Origin of the sequence: Spelaeicoccus albus (genome assembly GCF_013409065.1) — a bacterium.
Classification (GTDB): Bacteria; Actinomycetota; Actinomycetes; order Actinomycetales; family Brevibacteriaceae; genus Spelaeicoccus; species Spelaeicoccus albus.
On record NZ_JACBZP010000001.1, the window covers coordinates 745,899 to 762,853 of the forward strand.

13 protein-coding genes are annotated in these 16,955 nt (G+C 62.8%); 5 read left to right on the forward strand and 8 right to left on the reverse strand.

Annotated features, from left to right (window positions below; translation table 11 throughout):
• Window positions 1-74 precede the first annotated feature (74 nt).
• From BJY26_RS03605 to BJY26_RS03625, 5 genes are all read right to left on the reverse strand, one after another.
• Window positions 75-1,220 carry a glycosyltransferase family 4 protein gene (locus BJY26_RS03605; RefSeq protein ID WP_179425754.1) on the reverse strand — a complete coding sequence of 382 codons (1,146 nt, stop codon included), beginning with the start codon at window positions 1,218-1,220 and terminating at the stop codon, window positions 75-77.
• Between the two features lie 11 nt (window positions 1,221-1,231).
• On the reverse strand, window positions 1,232-2,416 hold the full coding sequence (locus BJY26_RS03610) for an NAD-dependent epimerase/dehydratase family protein (protein WP_179425756.1): 1,185 nt from the start codon (window positions 2,414-2,416) through the stop codon (window positions 1,232-1,234).
• A gap of 157 nt (window positions 2,417-2,573) precedes the next feature.
• On the reverse strand, window positions 2,574-3,455 hold the full coding sequence (locus BJY26_RS03615; protein WP_179425758.1) for a DMT family transporter: 882 nt from the start codon (window positions 3,453-3,455) through the stop codon (window positions 2,574-2,576).
• Window positions 3,452-4,087 carry a phosphatase PAP2 family protein gene (locus BJY26_RS03620; protein ID WP_179425760.1) on the reverse strand — a complete coding sequence of 212 codons (636 nt, stop codon included), beginning with the start codon at window positions 4,085-4,087 and terminating at the stop codon, window positions 3,452-3,454. The genes BJY26_RS03615 and BJY26_RS03620 overlap by 4 nt, the downstream gene beginning before the upstream one ends.
• On the reverse strand, window positions 4,084-5,358 hold the full coding sequence (locus BJY26_RS03625; RefSeq protein ID WP_179425762.1) for a Gfo/Idh/MocA family protein: 1,275 nt from the start codon (window positions 5,356-5,358) through the stop codon (window positions 4,084-4,086). The genes BJY26_RS03620 and BJY26_RS03625 overlap by 4 nt, the downstream gene beginning before the upstream one ends.
• A gap of 139 nt (window positions 5,359-5,497) precedes the next feature.
• On the opposite strand from BJY26_RS03625, the gene BJY26_RS03630 reads away from it, so the two are divergent.
• Complete coding sequence (locus BJY26_RS03630) at window positions 5,498-7,183, forward strand: glycoside hydrolase family 13 protein (protein ID WP_179425764.1); 1,686 nt, start codon at window positions 5,498-5,500, stop codon at window positions 7,181-7,183.
• A gap of 24 nt (window positions 7,184-7,207) precedes the next feature.
• On the opposite strand, the gene BJY26_RS03635 is transcribed toward BJY26_RS03630, so the two are convergent.
• Complete coding sequence (locus tag BJY26_RS03635) at window positions 7,208-8,719, reverse strand: GH25 family lysozyme (protein ID WP_237249018.1); 1,512 nt, start codon at window positions 8,717-8,719, stop codon at window positions 7,208-7,210.
• A 527-nt stretch (window positions 8,720-9,246) separates the two neighbouring features.
• Between BJY26_RS03635 and BJY26_RS03640 the strand changes: the two genes are divergently transcribed.
• The 3 genes from BJY26_RS03640 (at window position 9,247) to BJY26_RS03650 (ending at window position 12,908) form a co-directional block, all read left to right on the forward strand.
• Window positions 9,247-10,725: a polysaccharide pyruvyl transferase family protein gene (locus BJY26_RS03640; protein WP_179425768.1), complete on the forward strand. Its 1,479-nt coding sequence runs from the start codon at window positions 9,247-9,249 to the stop codon at window positions 10,723-10,725.
• 57 nt (window positions 10,726-10,782) lie between these two features.
• Entirely contained in the window at window positions 10,783-11,733 is a 951-nt protein-coding gene (locus tag BJY26_RS03645) for a sulfite exporter TauE/SafE family protein (protein ID WP_179425770.1), read from the forward strand.
• A 98-nt stretch (window positions 11,734-11,831) separates the two neighbouring features.
• Window positions 11,832-12,908, forward strand: coding sequence for a glycosyltransferase family 2 protein (locus tag BJY26_RS03650; RefSeq protein ID WP_179425772.1), 1,077 nt, complete (start codon window positions 11,832-11,834; stop codon window positions 12,906-12,908).
• On the opposite strand, the gene BJY26_RS03655 is transcribed toward BJY26_RS03650, so the two are convergent.
• Both BJY26_RS03655 and BJY26_RS03660 read right to left on the reverse strand, forming a co-directional pair.
• Entirely contained in the window at window positions 12,905-14,149 is a 1,245-nt protein-coding gene (locus BJY26_RS03655; RefSeq protein ID WP_179425774.1) for a CDP-glycerol glycerophosphotransferase family protein, read from the reverse strand. The genes BJY26_RS03650 and BJY26_RS03655 overlap by 4 nt on opposite strands.
• Window position 14,150: 1 nt before the next feature.
• A complete protein-coding gene (locus BJY26_RS03660; RefSeq protein ID WP_179425776.1) occupies window positions 14,151-16,073 on the reverse strand; it encodes a CDP-glycerol glycerophosphotransferase family protein in 1,923 nt (640 codons plus the stop codon).
• A gap of 140 nt (window positions 16,074-16,213) precedes the next feature.
• On the opposite strand from BJY26_RS03660, the gene BJY26_RS03665 reads away from it, so the two are divergent.
• Window positions 16,214-16,912, forward strand: a complete 699-nt coding sequence (locus tag BJY26_RS03665; RefSeq protein ID WP_179425778.1) for a phosphocholine cytidylyltransferase family protein — start codon at window positions 16,214-16,216, stop codon at window positions 16,910-16,912.
• The last annotated feature ends 43 nt before the right edge of the window (window positions 16,913-16,955 follow it).

Here is a 16,955-nt window from a genome sequence, read left to right on the forward strand (position 1 = left end):
AATCTCGGCGGTATCGGGGCCTGAGCCGACAAGGAGGAGACGACGACTGACGGCGGCCGGCCCGGCTGACGGCGTTAGGCAGGCGGGGCCGGCGCTTCGGACCGGGCCTCCTCGTACCAACGAATCATTTGAGCGGTCGCGGCTGCCCATCCCCATGGTTCGGCTTCATCTCTGGCATGCCGGCTGAGTTCGGTTCGAGGCATGCTCGCTAAAAGATCGCGAACTGTCTGCGTGAGCATGCCGGGGTCGCCCGCCGGGAAGAGTTTGGCGGCCGGGCATCCGGTCAGTAGTTCTCGGCTGGCCGGGCTGTCGACCGAAACGACGGGCAGTCCGCTGGCAAGGGCCTCGATCAGGACAAGTCCGAGGGTCTCTGTCGTGGACGGAAATACGAAGACGTCGGCATTCGCGTAGGTTCGGGCGAGTTCGACACCCGTCCGAGAACCGGCGAATACCGTCGGGGTTCCGGCGAACTCCCGCTCCAGCGTCGCCCGGTCCGGCCCCTCCCCGACCATCACCAGGCGCACAGTGCCGGAACGAGCCAGCGGAAGCAGTCGGCGTAGTCCCTTCTCGGCCGCAAGCCGCCCGACGTAGAGGGCGGTCGGCAATTGCCGCTCGTCCGACGGCGTTACGGCGCCGACTTGGTCGGAGGTGGCATCACGGTGTTTCGGGTTGAACAATTCCAGGCCGACTCCGCGACGCCAGAGGCGAAGCCGCCGGATACCGTGGGCGGCCAAGAGATCGACCGCGTAGGTCGACGTGGCCAAGTTGATGTGCGCTTTGTTGTGCAGGGAGCGCGTCAACATCCACACCACCGGGCGAAGCCCGCTGAGATGGTAGGACGACGTGTACGCCGCGACGTTCGTGTGAAACGAGGCGATCAGCGCCACCCGGTGTCGCCGGGCGGCACGTACGCCCGCGATGCCGAGAACGAGCGGGCTGACGACGTGCACGACGTCCGGACGGAACTCGGCGATGTACCTGTCGACGCGCGGCAACGGCCAGCCCCACGGCTGGCCCCCGTAGACGAAGCCGACCCGAAAGGCGGGAACCCGGCGCACGGTGACGCCCGGATCGGCCGAGTCGGTTTCTCCGCGCTCGTGCGGCGCGATTATCAAGACGTCGTGGCCTTCGGCTCGCAGCGCGGACACGGTGGCCGCGAGCCGAGTGACAAGGCCGTTGATCGACGGGAACCACATCTCCGTCACGAAGGCGACTCGCATTGGGCGTTTTCTCAGCCGACGTCGGCCGGTGCCGGCAACCGCCACTTCGATTGAGCGGGAATCTTGTCCGGGTCGCACCGGTCCGCATAGCGCTCGGCGATGGAAATCACTTCGCCGAGCAACTCGTCCGCAAGTGTCAACGGTTTCAGCCCGAGGGCCAGCAGACCGCTGTTCTTGACGAAGAGCTCGTTCGACGGGTCCTCCTTGCGAGGATTTTCCACGTGCTCGATGCTTGCCCCGGTCAGGCCGGCGATGAGCTTCGCGAGATCGTCAACACGGTGCGTTTCGGTCATCTGGTTGTATATGCCCACGCGCTCGCCCTTGGCCGGCGGTGCTTCAATTGCGAGTTGAACGCATTCAACGGTATTGCGCAGGTGGATAAATGCACGGGTTTGGCCGCCGGTGCCGTGCACCGTCATCGGATAGCCGATTGCCGCTTGCATCAAAAATCGATTGAGCACCGTGCCGAAGTGACCGTCGTAATCGAACCGATTCATCAGGCGCGGGTCCCTGACGGTTTGAGCGGTCTCCGTGCCCCAGACGATGCCTTGGTGCAAATCGGTCACGCGCACATTGTCGTTCTTGTTGTAGAACGCGAAAAGAAGCTGGTCCATCGTCTTGGTCAAGTGGTAGACGCTTCCGGGGTTCGGCGGATACAAAATCTCTTGCTCGACTTCGGTGCCGTCGTCCGCCCGCATCGACACGGGCAGATAGCCTTCCGGAATGCTGACCCCGGCCGTGCCGTAGCCGTAAACGCCCATAGTGCCCAGATGCACGACGTGCGCATCCAGGCGCAGGTCGACCAGAGCGGCCAAGAGGTTGTGCGTGCCGTTCACGTTGTTGTCGACGGTGTAGCGCTTGTGCCCGGCGGACTTCATTGAATACGGAGCCGCACGCTGTTCGGCAAAGTGGACGACCGCCTCCGGCCGGTATTCGCCCAGCACCTCGCACAGGCCGTCGAAATCGGCGGCGATATCGCAGTTCACGAACCGGATGTCACGGCCGGAAACTTCCCGCCAGGCCGCGAGCCGGACGTCGATCGGTTCTATCGGCGTCAGCGATCTCACGCCGAGTTCCGCATCGATACCCCGACGCGACAAATTGTCCACGATCATCACATCGTGCCCGGCGTCGGAAAGGTGCAGCGCAGTCGGCCATCCGCAAAATCCGTCGCCACCCAGCACCAACACCCGCATACGTGCGCTCCTTATCTCTCGGCGGAGACTCAAGCGCCCGGCCCGCCACTGCCTAACCTGCGTCTGTGCGGCGACATCGAATTCGTCACCTGCCGCCGGCCAACATCTACTACTACAACGTCTCTCATTCAAATATACCGACATCGGCTGGCAAGTTTCATGGCCCGCCGACGCGACCGGCGTCGTCCCTCATATCGTGCGCTTCTCGGCGGGCGAGCGTCACCGCCGCAGTCCCGGCAAGGACTGCCCCGATGATCTGACCGATCACGGCAATCGGTGTGGTCGTCATCTGTTCACCAAAGGCGACCACGCCGAGCAGCGCAGCCACGACGGGATCGGACAGAGCTAACGGCGGCAGTGCCGCGGCCAACGACCCCGCTTGATACGCCGTCTGATTGAGCACGACCCCGAACGCTCCCACGACCACCAGCACGTACAACGGCCAGTCGGTCAGCACTCGGATTGGATCCGAGACGCCGATGCCGACGACGTATTTGATGAGCGCTGCCACGATTCCGTATGCGGTGCCGGTGGCGAAGCCGAACAACGCCGGCCGGTAACGGCGCAACGGCACGGCGCCGAGAAACACGCTCGTCGCTGTCAGGGCGCCGGCAAGCGCCAGCGCCGGGATGAACACGGAAAGGTTCGGCAGGGCCGTCCCGGCGGTCGGGCGGGCAAAGCCGAGAAAAAGGCCGAGGCCGACGATGAGCAGGAGTGCCCACGTCCACTCGGTGATGCTGGGGCGGCGCTTGTCGAGAAGCGCCGTGGCCGGCAGCGCAAAGAGCAGACTCGACACCAGCAGAGGCTGGACGATCGCGAGTTGGCCGCCTTGCAGGGCTGCCGCATGAAAGAGGAACGCGGCGCCCGCCGCCGACACCCCGACGAGCCACAACGGGCGCCGGAGCAATGAGGCGATGAGACCGATGCGTAGTCCGCGGCCGCCAGGGGCTGCGCGTGCCGTCCGGTGCTGCAGAACGCTGGCGATCGCGGCGCACCCCGCCGAGGCAAGAGCGAAAATGATTGCGACGGTGAGGCTCACGTTCGCATCACCGCGGTGTTCCAGGGCCGCTCGACGAGCAATAGCGCCGTGCAGAGCGCTACGCCGAGCATGATCGATGCCAGAACGTCCGTCAGCCAGTGGTAGCCGAGATAAAGCCTGCTATACGCGACGGCGCACGTCCACGTGGCGGCCGAGGCCACGACGATCACACGCGTGACCCGGCTGTGCACCAGTCGGATCGCGACGACCGCCAGCCCGCCGGCCATCGTAGCGGCCGCCAGAGTATGCCCGGACGGAAACGACGCGGTAACAGCCGGCGAGCCCACGACAAGGTCGACCGGCGGGCGTGGACGGTTGACTATTGCCTTGAGCGACGTGCTGACCAGCGAGCCCGCGGCGACTACTGCGGCATATTCGATGGCGGCGCGCGGGCGCCTCCACACCAAAGCGAGAGAAAGCACGATGACGAGGCCGAGAAAAATCGCCGCACGAGTCGATGCGAGCGACGTGACGAAGGAAAAGACGATAGTCGGTGCCGCCGAGCGATGGGCGTCGACCGCCGCGGCAACGGAGGCGTCCGCCGGGATGGCGCCGCCCGTGACCGACACGATGAACAGGAGGACGCCGAATGCGATGATCGCTGCGGCGCCGACGGTTACGGTCGGCTTCATCTGCGCCCCGGAGGGTTCGCCACCGGGCGCTCCGCCGTCGAATACTCCGGCACGGGGAGTCGTGCACCGCCCTGCAACGCCGACCGGTGCGCGACGAGTCCGGGCGCCGTGAACTGGGCCGCGCGGACGGCGTCGACCGGTGGTCGCGCGCCGGTCACCACTGCGCGCACGAAGTCGTCAGCCAGAAATTGGTACGATCCTTCGTGACCGTTCGGGGCGCCATCGAATTGCCACGGCAGTCGCGACCGGTGGTGCACTTCGGCCATGCCGGACGTGAATGCGGCAGCGAGCGCCGGATCGACGCCCGGCCCGGTCTGCCGGTCGGCTGCCTGCTCGCTCATGGTGGCGAACTTCGACGAAATGTCGTACGAGTCTGTTTTGTCTTGCCACACACAGGTGCGCGCCAACTGCTCAAAGCTGGCGTCGGTACCGAAGTAGCGGAATCGAGACTCGCGAATGGGCGACGGATAGCCGACCCGTCGCATCTCATTGGTGCGCATGACACCGCCGTCGGCAAGTTCGAACAGCGCCGTGGCATTGGAGAAGTCGTTGCCCCAACGGCTGACGTCACCGTCGAACACGCCGTCCCCGCGGTCGTCGGGCACGCCCAGGCAGCTGACGCTGACGGCGTGCGTGGGCAGGGCGCCAAGCACTCCCCCAATGGCGTGCGTCGGGTACAGCATGGGCGGGAAGGACGCCGTGGACTTCCACTCGGCCCCGCCACTGTATTGATACGCGGCGTAGAACCCAAGATCCATGTCGTGCACGTAGTCGCCTTCGGCGTAAAACACGCGGCCGAAGTCGCCGTTTCGATGCCGGTCCCGGGCGTAGACGACGGCCGGGTTGTAATAGCTGGTCTCGCCCATCATGTACGTCAGCCCCGTCTCGTCGACCAAGCGAACGATCTCGTCGATTTCGGTCAACGCCGAGGCCATCGGCACCGCCGAGTACACGTGCTTGCCGGCTCGAAGCGCCTGCGCGACCAGCGGGCCGTGGGTCCATCGCTGCGTGAAGACGGCGACGGCATCGATAGTCGGCGAGTCGAGCATCTGATCGAAGGACTCGAACGTTCCGGCAAGCCCCTGCCGGGCGACGAGCGCTGCCGCACGGTCGGGCACGACGTCCGACACGTACACGTTGCCGACGTTCGGGTGTCGAGCGAACAACGCAGTGAAAGCGCCGCTGAATTGCCCGGCTCCGAGCACGCCGATGCTGAGCGTCCCGGCGTCCGGAGTCAGCCGGGACGCCGGCTCGGGCGGAAGTTTCGACATGGATCACCTGTCGTCGTTCGGGTTTTCGTCATCCTACGCGACCAAGAGATCAGTAGCGCCGCGCGATGCGAATCTGACAGAATCAACGTGCGATAGACCACCTCCCTTATACCCGAAGGCGACTCCGCACTTGACTAGCATGCGCACGACCTCGACTCAGCCTTCAACAGCCGCGGCGGCTCAGCCGGCCGGCGACGGTGCCACCTGGTGGCGACAGGCCGCCGTCTACCAGATTTATCCGCGTAGCTTCGCCGATACCGACGGCAACGAAATCGGGGACTTGAAGGGCATTACCTCCCGCGTGCCCTATCTGAAGTCGCTGGGTATCGATGCCGTCTGGCTCAGCCCGTTCTACCCGTCCGCGCTGGCGGACGGCGGATACGATGTCGACGACTATCGCGACGTGGATCCGAAGATTGGCACCCTTGCCGATTTCGATGCCATGTCGGCAGCGCTGCACGAAGCCGGCCTCAAGCTCATCGTCGACATCGTGCCGAACCACACCTCCGATCGGCACGAGTGGTTCCGCGAAGCCCTAGCCTCCCCCAAGGGGTCACCGGCCCGCGACCGCTACATATTCCGCGACGGCGCCGGGTCCGACGGCTCTCTTCCGCCGACGGACTGGGAGGCGAACTTTGGCGGCAGTGCCTGGCAACGCGTGGACGACGGCCAGTGGTACCTGCACTTGTTCGCGCCCGAACAGCCCGATCTGAACTGGAACAACCGGGAAGTGTGCGACGACTTCCTGACGACACTGCGTTTCTGGTCCGACCGCGGCGTCGATGGTTTCCGGGTCGATGTGGCACACGGGCTGGCCAAAGACTTGAGCGATCCGTTGCCCACGAAGGCGATGCTGGACGAGTCGAACGACCGGCACGACGGGTCGAATGCGCTCTGGGATCGGGACGATGTGCACGAGATCTACGCCGAATGGCGCAAGGTCTTCAACGAATACGATCCGCCGCGGACCGCCGTCGCCGAAGCATGGGTGCATGCCGACCGCCGCGCCCGCTACGCCAGCCCGGACGGGCTCGGCCAGGCGTTCAATTTCGACTTGCTCGAAGCCGAGTGGTCACCGGACGAGTTCCGCACGATCATCACCAAGAATCTGGCCGAAGCTCGCGACTCCGGAGCGTCATCGACGTGGGTGCTGTCCAACCACGACGTCGTCCGACATGCCACCCGGTACGGGCTCACGTCCGTGGCCGGCGATCACGGCGATCCGCGCGAGCGCGGCAAGCAGTGGCTGCTCGGCGGCGATGACGCTCCGACGTTGGACGGGGCGCTCGGCCTGCGGCGGGCACGGGCCGCGACACTGCTCATGCTGGCGCTCCCCGGGTCGGCCTATATCTATCAGGGTGAGGAGCTCGGTCTTCAGGAGGTTGGCGAGATTCCGGACGACGCCCGGGCCGATCCGGTGTTCTTCCGCAGCCGGGGCGCGGAGAAGGGGCGTGACGGCTGCCGGGTGCCGTTGCCGTGGACGCGAGACGGACGAGCGTTCGGGTTCAGTGATACCGGCGCACACCTGCCGCAGCCATCGTGGTTCGGCGCCTATTCGGTCGAAGCCGAGGAATCGGACCTCGAATCGACGCTCGCCCTTTACCGACGGGCCCTGAACCTGCGCCACCGACTCCAGACTGATGAAACTCTCAACTGGGTGGACGATGCTCCGGAGGTCGTGCACTTCACCAGGCCGGGCGGTTGGCGATGCGTGACGAACTTCGGTTCGGAGCCGATCACGCTTCCCGGCGGAGACGTGGCTGTCGTCAGCGGTCCGCTACGGGCCGGCATGCTTCCGCCGGACACGACGGCGTGGCTGGCCTAGGGCCGAGAACCGACATTGCTGGAATCAGCGTTGGCCCGAGTTCCCGATACCGGCATAGAACCAGAGCGAGCCGTCCTTCTTTCGGGCAATCAGGTCCGGGTGCCTATTGCCGCCGTAGTTGCCGACGCCTAGCAATTTCGAGTACTGATCCCACCCACTCTTTCCGAGTCGGACGCGCTTCTTGTACCCCTTGGCCTTAGGGCCGGCCTTACCCGTGCCCGCATAAAACCACAGCGCCCCGGTGGACTTCATCACGACAACGAAGTCATTCTTTCCGTCGCTGTTGAAATCGCCGACGCCTTCGATTTGGGAAAACTTGTTCCATCCAGTCTTGCTCAATCTCACCCGAGGCTTGTATCCCTTGGCTCTTTTGCCGGCTCTCCCGGTGCCGGCATAAAACCACAGCGAGCCGTCATCTCGCTTGACGACGAGGAAGTCGTTCTTCCCGTCGCCGTTGTAATCTCCGACCGGCACGAATTCCGAGAATTTGTTCCAACCCTTTTTACTCAACTGCACGCGTGGCTTGTATCCGTTGGCCTTCGCACCGGCTCTACCGGTGCCGGCATAGAGCCACAAAGATCCGCCGTGCTTCTTGACCACGAGGAAGTCGTTCTTCCCGTCGCCGTTGAAGTCGCCAACCGGCACGAAATGCGAGAACTTCGTCCACCCTTTTTTGCTCAGCCGCACGCGCTTTTTGTGGCCGCCGCCCTGTGCCGCGTTACCCGTGCCTGCATAGAAGCGAAGTGACGTGTCACTTTGCTTGACGGCGAGGAGATCGGCTTTCTTGTCGCTGTTGAAATCGCCGGGGCCGAACAGCTTGGTGTACTGGTTCCATCCGCTCCGACCGATCCGCACACGCTTCTTCATACCCAGCTTCGGCTTCGGCTTGGACTTACTTCCTTTCGCCAGTTGCTGCAGCTGCTTTGCCGACCCGTTGAACACGTCCTGGTCACCGGGGTAATTCGGCGGGTTGTCCGAGTCCGAATACTGCCAAAACGTTTGAAAGTTCCAGCCGTTGGGCAGCGTGCCGACTGTTGAGTTGTAACGCGCGATGAACAGTGGGCTGGAACTGAACTTGGAGCTGTTGCCGGTGCACGTCTTCCACCAGTCGGTGGTGGTGTAGATCGCAGGCGGTCGGCCGGTGAGCTTCTTCATCCGGTTCACAAAGCTCTTTACCCACGACACCATCTGCGAATCGGACAAGCCGTAGCACGTGTTGCCGTACGGGTTGTACTCCATGTCGAGGAGCGGCGGAAGGGTCTTGCCGTCGGACGACCAACCCCCGCCGTTCTTGACGAAGTAGTTCGCTTGGGCAGCGCCGGACGACTTGTTCGGTAGCGCAAAGTGATAGGCGCCACGGATGATGCCTTGTTTGTACGCGCCAATGTAGTTGTCGTTGAACTGCGGATCGGTATAGGTGGTCGACTCGGTGGCCTTGATGTACGCGAACTTCACGTTCGACGACACTTTGCTCCAGTTGATGTTGCCCTGCCAGTGGCTGACATCGATTCCTCGGGTCCCACTCGGAGTCGCCATCCTCGACAAGGCTCGCGGTGCCATCGAGCGCGACTGCGAATAGTTCGGGTCATTTGCTCGGATGGTCGATCCCATTGTGTCGTGGACAAAACTTTCAGCATCGGGTGACGACGATGTCCCGACGGTTGGCGACGGCGCAGCTTCGGCGAGCGGAGCGAGCCCGATCATCGAAAATGAAAGACACGCGACGCCGCCCAGTGCCACGAGACGGTGCCTATACAACTTTTGCATTTTTCTCCCAAGACGGTGGAGCACGCCCCATTTTCCGGCCCGCGACCATGGGGTAATCACGTTTCTGCCGGTGCCCGAGAAAAACAACTACGGGGTGCGCGATACGCTATCCTACCCGTCATGCTGGCTATTCGCCCGCATCCCACCGACGCAACAAGTTCGGCGAGTCGTATTTATCACGTTGAGCAAATTCGGACGACGGTGCCGATTCGCCTAAGCTGGACTCATTACCCCTTTTTGCGCACTTAAGGATTCCTATGCCGCGAATTTTGCTCCGTTCTGCGAAAAATCCATGGGTGTCGGTCTCGGCCGAAGCGGTCCTCACCCGTAGCGTGATCGCCACCAACGCGGGCAATCTGCTGTTCGGGCAGTCGGTCCATCGGATGTTGAGTGTTCCGGGGACGGAGATCGTACCGAACAACTACAACACGGGCCGCGAAGGAATCGACGAGAAGCTCATTCGCCGTATCAACTCCGAGTTCGACCACTTCGTCATCCCGCTGGCGAACGCATTCCGTCCGAGTTTCCAAGCGAACCTGCAAAGGCTGACTCGTGTGATCTCCGGGCTCGACATCCCGGTGACTGTCGTCGGCGTCGGCAGCCAGCACGAGCTCAGCGACGCCACGCGCCAAAACGACCCGATTGCCGACGACGTCAAAGCGTTCATGAAGGCAGTGCTCGACAGATCGGCGAGCGTAGGGGTGCGCGGAGAACTGACCGCGGAGTACCTGGCCGGCTTGGGTTTTGACGAACGACACGTTGACGTCATCGGGTGTCCCTCCATCTTCTTACGCGGCAGGAACCCGGCTGTATCCGTCAAGCCAACGTCATTGGACTCCGACAGCCGCATTGCGATGAGCGTCTCTCCGTACGTGAAGCAGATGGCGGCGGTTGTGGAACGCCACACAAACCGATACCCGAATCTCATTTACATTCCGCAGAACGACACGGATCTGCTCACCATGCTGTGGGGCGAAAACCCCGCAACGATTCCCGACAAACGGCGACCCATCCATATCGATCACCCCCTGTACACGGCCGACCGCATGCGTTTCCCGCTCGACCCCCGCACATGGATTGACTTTCTTCAAGACTTTGAATTCTCCTTCGGCACACGGATCCACGGCACAATTTCGTCGATCCTCGCCGGCACGCCCGCCATGCTTTTAGCACACGATTCGCGCACCCAGGAACTGGCCGACTATCACGCGATACCGTACAAGCGCATCTACGACGTATCGGCAACGACCGATGCCGCAGATTTGCTCGCCGAATGCGACTATTCACGGTTTAACGCCAGACTTCCTGAAACGTTCGACAGGTTCACGGCATTCTTGGAAAAGAACGACCTCGCCCACATCTATCAACCCGGCAACGAGTCCACGGAGTTCGACGACAAGCTGGCAGCGGCTGATCTGCCCCCGATGGTTCATCCGGTGCTGGCGCCGGGAGCGCCAGGACGGCGTGAGGTCATGTCGAGGCTGCGTTGGCTTCGACAGGGTAAAGCGATAGACGCCAAACGGACGAAATTCGCATTCAAATACGACCTGCCGCACACGCCCAAATCTCCTCCGCCGAGCGCAATCGAGAAGAAAATCAGCTCGCTTGAGAAAGAATTGAAGGAAGCGCGATCCCAACTCGCCGCGCAAGCCAAAATTCTCGATCGGCAGGCAACGGCCCTGAAACGACTCGATGTATCGCTTTTCGTTCGCGGCCGCCGCTGGGCGAACAGAATGGGGCGTAAGGTGACGAATCGAGCTGCCCGCTCACGCTAGTGTGAACCGGCGGGTTCGCTGGCCGTGTGGCAAAATAATCCGGGTATGGATGTCACCATGGCGATTGCCGCTTTCGGTGTCGGTATTTGCGTCGGACTGACCGGGATGGGCGGCGGCGCATTGATGACGCCGATCCTGGTTTTCTTTTTCAACGTGCCCCCGCTGGCGGCGGTTTCAAGCGACTTGTTATCAAGCGCTGTTATGAAGCCCGTCGGCTCCTTTATGCACCTCCGGCAAAAGACGTCCAACCTGCAGATCGTCAAGTGGCTCATCATCGGATCGGTGCCTGCGGCATTTTGCGGCGTCCTCATATTAAAGCTGCTCGGCACCAGCGACACCGTCCAGAATTTCATCCAAACCGCGCTGGGCGTGGCACTACTGCTTTCGGCGATCCTGCTGGTCGTGCGGGCATATCTTCGACTCCTCGAACATGCCCGCTCCCGCAGCGGCTCCGGCCCACCGCTTCCCCGTGCGCGTCCCAGCATGCCGATCCGCCCACTTCCCACGATCATGCTGGGCGTCATCGGCGGGCTGCTGGTCGGGCTCACCTCGGTGGGGTCCGGATCCATCATCATCATTGGCCTCATGGTGATCTACCCGGGTCTTCGCGCCAGCCAGCTCGTCGGCACCGATCTCGCCCAGGCCGTTCCGCTGGTGATCGCGGCCGCAGTCGGGCACGCATTCTTCGGTGACCTGCAATGGGGCGTCGCAGTACCGCTCATTATCGGCAGCGTCCCCGGTGTCCTCATCGGTTCGAAGCTGGCCGCAGTCCTGGCCGGCGGCGTCGTACGCCGTGCACTCGCGTTCGTACTGCTGGGATCCGGCCTGAAGATGCTCGGCCTCGGGAATACGTCCACGATCGTCCTTCTCATTGCAGTCCTCTTGATTGCGCCGGCCATGTGGATGCTCGCTCGCCGCCGTTTTGGGTTGCATCCTCTCGCATCCGTTCAGCGCAAGATCGATCTTGAGAACAAGGCAAAGTCGAAACCGCCCAACAACAGCTCCTGACCGCTCGTGACCGTGCGGTCGGCGCGTTCGTCGCCCATCCGACCGCACCACTCACCTACTATGGAAGAAACCGCAGCTACGTAAGGGTCCCGTCGGATATGAGCCTGGCCGATCTACCTCAGCCGTCGGCGACCCATCCCGATTCGCAGCTCGGCGTGTCCTACATCATGCCGGTGCTCAACGAGGCGAAATACATCGAGCGGTCGGTCACGACAGTGCTCGCCCAGGACTATCCGGGCGAGAAGGAGATCATCCTCGCTCTCGGTCCTTGCACGGACGGCACCGACAGGATCGTCGAGGTGCTGAACAAGGCCAATGCGGCTATCCGAATCGTGCACAACCCCGGCCGGGACATTCCGATCGGCTTGAATCTGGCCATCGAAGCAAGCCGGCACCCCGTGATCGTCCGAGTCGACGCCCATTCCGAGCTGGCGTCCGACTACACCAAGCAGGCGGTCGACACGCTCATGCGCACCGGTGCCGTCAACGTCGGCGGGCTGATGGACGCGCAAGGAGAGACGCCGTTTCAACAGGCTGTCGCATACGCGTATACCTCAAGGGTCGGTATCGGCGGTGCCTCCTACCATGTGGGGGCCGAAGAAGGGCCAGCCGAATCGGCGTATCTCGGCGTCTTCAGGCGAGACGCGCTGCGCCGGGTCGGCGGGTTCGATGAAACGATTCGACGCGGCGAAGACTGGGAATTGAACCTTCGCCTTCGCGAAGCGGGCGGCACAGTGCTCTTCACGCCCAAACTGCGGGTCACGTATTGGCCGCGGACGACGTGGAACAAGCTGGTCCGGCAGTTCCACGCCACCGGAGGCTGGCGGGGTGAACTGTTCCGCAGGCTCGGCATGCGCAACTCGCTGCGCTATTTTGCGCCGCCCGCCCTTGTCGTGGCGATCGGCTCGGCCGTCGTCGCACTGATCGTGCAACTGTCCACTCTCGGACTGCTTCCCACGTGGGTCGGTATCGTGCTGGCCGTCATCGAGCTACCAACGGCGATTTACATTCTCGGCGTGCTCATGGCGGGGCTCTTGGCGCGCGGCTTGAGCGTTAAGGCGCGAGGCTGCTTGGTCGCCGTACTGCCCACCATGCACCTCAGCTGGGGCCTTGGCTTCATCGGCGGGGCGTTGCGCGGCGCCAAGCACGTCGTCGACACCAGCCGGCATCATTAACCCAGACGGCGTCGAATCTCGTCGACTACACGACGGGTGTTCCCGCCGTCGTCGAACGCTTGAAAACGTGAGCGTATCCCCCGAGTTCGCGCCTTGGCACGTTCCTCTTCCGCACCGTCGAGCTTCTCGAGTCGGACGACGACGTCGTCCCATGTGGTCGCGTAGTCACCGCCGGTGAAGGCTCCGTAGTCTTCGTACAGTCCCCGAAGTCTTGAATACTTCTCCAGGTCCGGGGCCAAGAAGATGATGGGGCGGCCGGTGGCCGAGAAGTCGAAGACGACCGCCGAATAGTCGGTGATCAGAACGTCCACTGCTCCCAGCACTTCGATCACGTCTTTGACTTCCGTTTCGGGAAGGAACCGTACCCGCGACCCTTCGAAGGCTTCGTCTACAAAGTTCGGGTCGGAACCAAGGCGATGAGAGCGCACGATGAGTACCGTGTCGCTACGTGCCAGATAGCTCTCCAGGCGCGCTCTGCCGGCGCCCGAGAGCGTTTTCGGATTGTCGGCACCATCTCGCCATGTCGGCGCGTACATGAGGAAGCCGCCTCTGGGGACCGCCTCCAAGCCGAGCGTGTCCACGAGCCGCGATTCGGCGTCGTGCCGAACTGCCGGGCTATCGGCATGGCAAAGCCTGTCCATGCGCGGATCGCCCGTCACGGCTACTTGATCGTCACGCAGCGCGAACCCGGTCTTGAATCGGCTCGCGGCCTCATCGGAGGCAGCAACGAACATGCCGATTTGCTTGCCGGCTCGCGTATAGGATTCCCGCAGCAGACGGACGACGGGGCTAAAGCGTTCGAGCGCAGTCACGTGCATGGTGGCCGGCGAGTCGAGGTGCAACAGCTTCAGCGGAGTTCCATGCCAAAGTTGGACGATGAACGCTCCGAATACGCCAAAGCGGTTCGCGTCGCCGAACCCGTGCGTCACCACGACCACCCGCGAGCGTGCCGTCTGCCAAAATCCGCGCACCGTGTTTTTCCAAACCACCGCGATGCCTCGACGCCGGCAGTCGTCGAAATCGGCCTGATTGTCAACAAGCCACACCGTGCGCATCCCCGGCGCGCTGCGCCGAACTTCGTCATAAAGCGCAAGCGCACCGGCGCCGACGCCGGTAGCCTGCCCGAACGCCCACCGGCGATTGTCGCGCGGAATAACCCGCGTGGCCGCGTAGCCGGCCGCGTACATCGGGGCCGAGAGGAGCTTACGCAAATTACCGGTTCGGAAATCGAATTTTCCCATACTATGCCCGGCCGTCCGCGTCGAATTCGCGGGCGATCCGATCTGCAATCTCCCGGCGACGTTCGTCCCGCTTAGCCCGCAACGACACGACACCGTCCGCTACCCGGGTCAACGTATCGACCACCTGCGCGTCGTCGAAACGCCCGTCGACGCCGACGACGCGCACTTTGCCGGAGCCGGCGAAGCCCCGCACCGTTTCGGCGATTCGGGCTCCATCGTCGTCGCCGGGCACGAGGACGCTGTCGTAAACGCGCAGCCTGTTGTCCAGCCAGTCTCGACCCGATTCCGAGCCGATAAACACGTGCGCAACGTCGTGGATGCCGGTTTCTCGGAAGTTGAGCTCCGATTGTTCGAGATGCAGGACGACACGGGCGCCCACCGTGCGAACCAGATGTTCGGGATCGGCGGCGCCGTAGACGAGGAAACACGGCAAGGAGCAAACGTCGCGGACGTACTCCAGCGCCCGAGTGTTGCTCACCATAAACGCGATGCCTCGCTCGCGATGCAGTTGCTCCAGCGCGGGCAGTCGGGCGGCCATCGTCTCCAAGCCACGATCGTCGGTCGCGTGGAAGTTCACGACGAACTGGGCGGTAGTCGAGTCGAGAGCCGGCCCTTGACGGGAGATGGTCCGCTGCCCGGACGTGTGCTCGACAAGTTTGTCGGCAATACGTCGGGTCGCATCGCCAACCGCGGTCTCAAGCCGTGCGGTATGGCCGGAGTCGCCGGACGGCTGCTGGTCGTAGTAGCCAGCGAGCCGGTCGATGGCGTCTATGAATTTCCGCGTCGCCGTTCCTCGTGCGGAGTCGCCGTAGTAGTAGTTGCTGATAAGGATCATCTGCTCGTGAACGCCGGAGTCGTCCAGGAAGGAATCGACGACGTCCACGATCGTCGGGGCGTTGCGAACGTCAAGTTTCGGAAGCCGACTGAGCAAGACCGTGTTATCGGTCGACGCGGACTCGTCCACCGGAAGCGTGAGCACCTGGGGCTTCGCGGTGGCAAGCCAATCGTAGGCCACGGCGGAGATGTCGCTGATCATCATATCGGCGGACTGCAGCTGCCATCCGAATGACGACTCGTCCACCAGGTGACAAGCGGCCTGATCGCTGTCGTTCGCTGCGGCGACTAGGTCACGGATCCGCTGGTCGGCGTGCCGGAATGCGGCCAGCACCGTCCCGGTCAGCGGATGCGGCCGGTAAATGACGCGGTATCGCGCATCCCGGACGAGCCCTTCGACAATTGACTCGCCGTGCGAGACAACCGAGCTGTAGCGCATTGTGGGCCGGTACCCCTCCCAGGTAGGCGCGTACAGAACGACCCGACGGTCGTCGTCCGGCAGCTCGGGTGCGCGCGACGGCCAGTCGAGTTGCGGCCGGCCGATAGCAATGGCCCGGGCTTCGACGTCGTAGTCGAACAGATTGCTCGCGAGCCGATCTTTGGCAGCCTGTCCCGCAACGAAATTGAAGTCGAACGCCTTGAGCAAATTGGACGACATGAAGATCTTGTCCGATTCGCCATGGCTGATGAAGGCATGCAGCGGGCGGACGAATCGAAGCGGACGGAAATTCAGGTTGTTGTGATTGAGGTAGAGGACGACTTTCGGCTGCTGGGTTCGGGCCAACCGCGCATCGCGGCCGGCGCCATCAAGCAGCACGATCGGTAGAAGTGTCCGCTCGCGCACGAGCCGGGCGGTATCGGCGCGGGTGCAGACGATCGCGGTGCTGTGCGTCTTGGCCAGTTCTTCCAGCGGTGCCAGCCATTGTTGGACTTGGTAGAAGTTCTTGGGGCGGTCGGCGAAATACACCAGTACGTCGAACGAAGCGCGGCGCGGCACGGCGAACTCGGGCGACTCGATGAGTCTGCGCCGATCGAGCACGTCGCGCATGTCGCCGGTCAGGCGCAACGCGCCCGCCAGAAGAGAAGACATCAGAAGTTACCTCACGTTCGCGTGCCCGTCATGCGCCCGAGATTCCGGGGTCTTCATGTTAATCTAGCGGACGAGCCAGGGGGCGTGGGAGTTCGTCTCTACTTCGTCCCAAATCGCACGCGAGCCGTAGGAGACGTTGCATGTCCGACTTTCAGGTAGTTATTTTGGCCGCAGGCCTCGGAACTCGTCTCGGTCGGCCGTTGCCGAAGACGCTGACCGAGTTGGACAGCGGCGGAACTATACTGTCGCGCCAACTGTCCTCACTGAAAGGCGCGTTCGGCGACGACGTGAAGATCCTGATTGTCGTGGGCTTCAAAATGGACCTGATTCTTGAAGCGGCGCCGGAAGCCACGTTCGTCTACAACGAACGCTACGACCGCACCAATACGTCGAAGAGCCTTCTCAAGGCACTCCAACATTCGTACCCGGGCCACGGCGTGCTGTGGATGAACGCGGACGTCGTGTTCGACCCGGCGATTCTCGACCGGTTGAAGCCCAACTTGGAAAAGGATCAGTCAAGCATCATCGTGGATACGTCGACAGTGGCTGAGGAAGAGGTCAAATACACGCTCGACGATTCCGGCTATATCAACGAGATTTCAAAGAAGGTCGTAGGCGGTCTCGGCGAGGCTCTGGGCATCAACTACGTGTCGTCAAAGGACAAGGAATCGTTCGTGACCGGCTTGGAGGCCGTCCACGATCAAGAGTACTTCGAGGGCGGAATCGAGTACGCGATCAAGAACTCCGGCGCACAATTCACCGCAATTGACGTTTCCGATCTCAATGCAGTGGAAGTCGATGACCAGTCCGATCTCGACAATGCCAATTCGGTCTTTTAGCATCGACGCCGAATGAGCTTTTTGCGGCCGACCCTGCCCTCAC

Coding starts and splice junctions, on each gene's coding strand:
- BJY26_RS03635 (WP_237249018.1), bottom strand. CDS start 8,719: ATGGCGACTCCGAGTGGGACCCGAGGAATCGATGTCAGCCACTGGCAG.
- BJY26_RS03605 (WP_179425754.1), bottom strand. CDS start 1,220: ATGCGAGTCGCCTTCGTGACGGAGATGTGGTTCCCGTCGATCAACGGC.
- BJY26_RS03650 (WP_179425772.1), top strand. CDS start 11,832: ATGAGCCTGGCCGATCTACCTCAGCCGTCGGCGACCCATCCCGATTCG.
- BJY26_RS03645 (WP_179425770.1), top strand. CDS start 10,783: ATGGCGATTGCCGCTTTCGGTGTCGGTATTTGCGTCGGACTGACCGGG.
- BJY26_RS03625 (WP_179425762.1), bottom strand. CDS start 5,358: ATGTCGAAACTTCCGCCCGAGCCGGCGTCCCGGCTGACTCCGGACGCC.
- BJY26_RS03665 (WP_179425778.1), top strand. CDS start 16,214: ATGTCCGACTTTCAGGTAGTTATTTTGGCCGCAGGCCTCGGAACTCGT.
- BJY26_RS03610 (WP_179425756.1), bottom strand. CDS start 2,416: ATGCGGGTGTTGGTGCTGGGTGGCGACGGATTTTGCGGATGGCCGACT.
- BJY26_RS03660 (WP_179425776.1), bottom strand. CDS start 16,073: ATGTCTTCTCTTCTGGCGGGCGCGTTGCGCCTGACCGGCGACATGCGC.
- BJY26_RS03655 (WP_179425774.1), bottom strand. CDS start 14,149: ATGGGAAAATTCGATTTCCGAACCGGTAATTTGCGTAAGCTCCTCTCG.
- BJY26_RS03630 (WP_179425764.1), top strand. CDS start 5,498: ATGCGCACGACCTCGACTCAGCCTTCAACAGCCGCGGCGGCTCAGCCG.
- BJY26_RS03620 (WP_179425760.1), bottom strand. CDS start 4,087: ATGAAGCCGACCGTAACCGTCGGCGCCGCAGCGATCATCGCATTCGGC.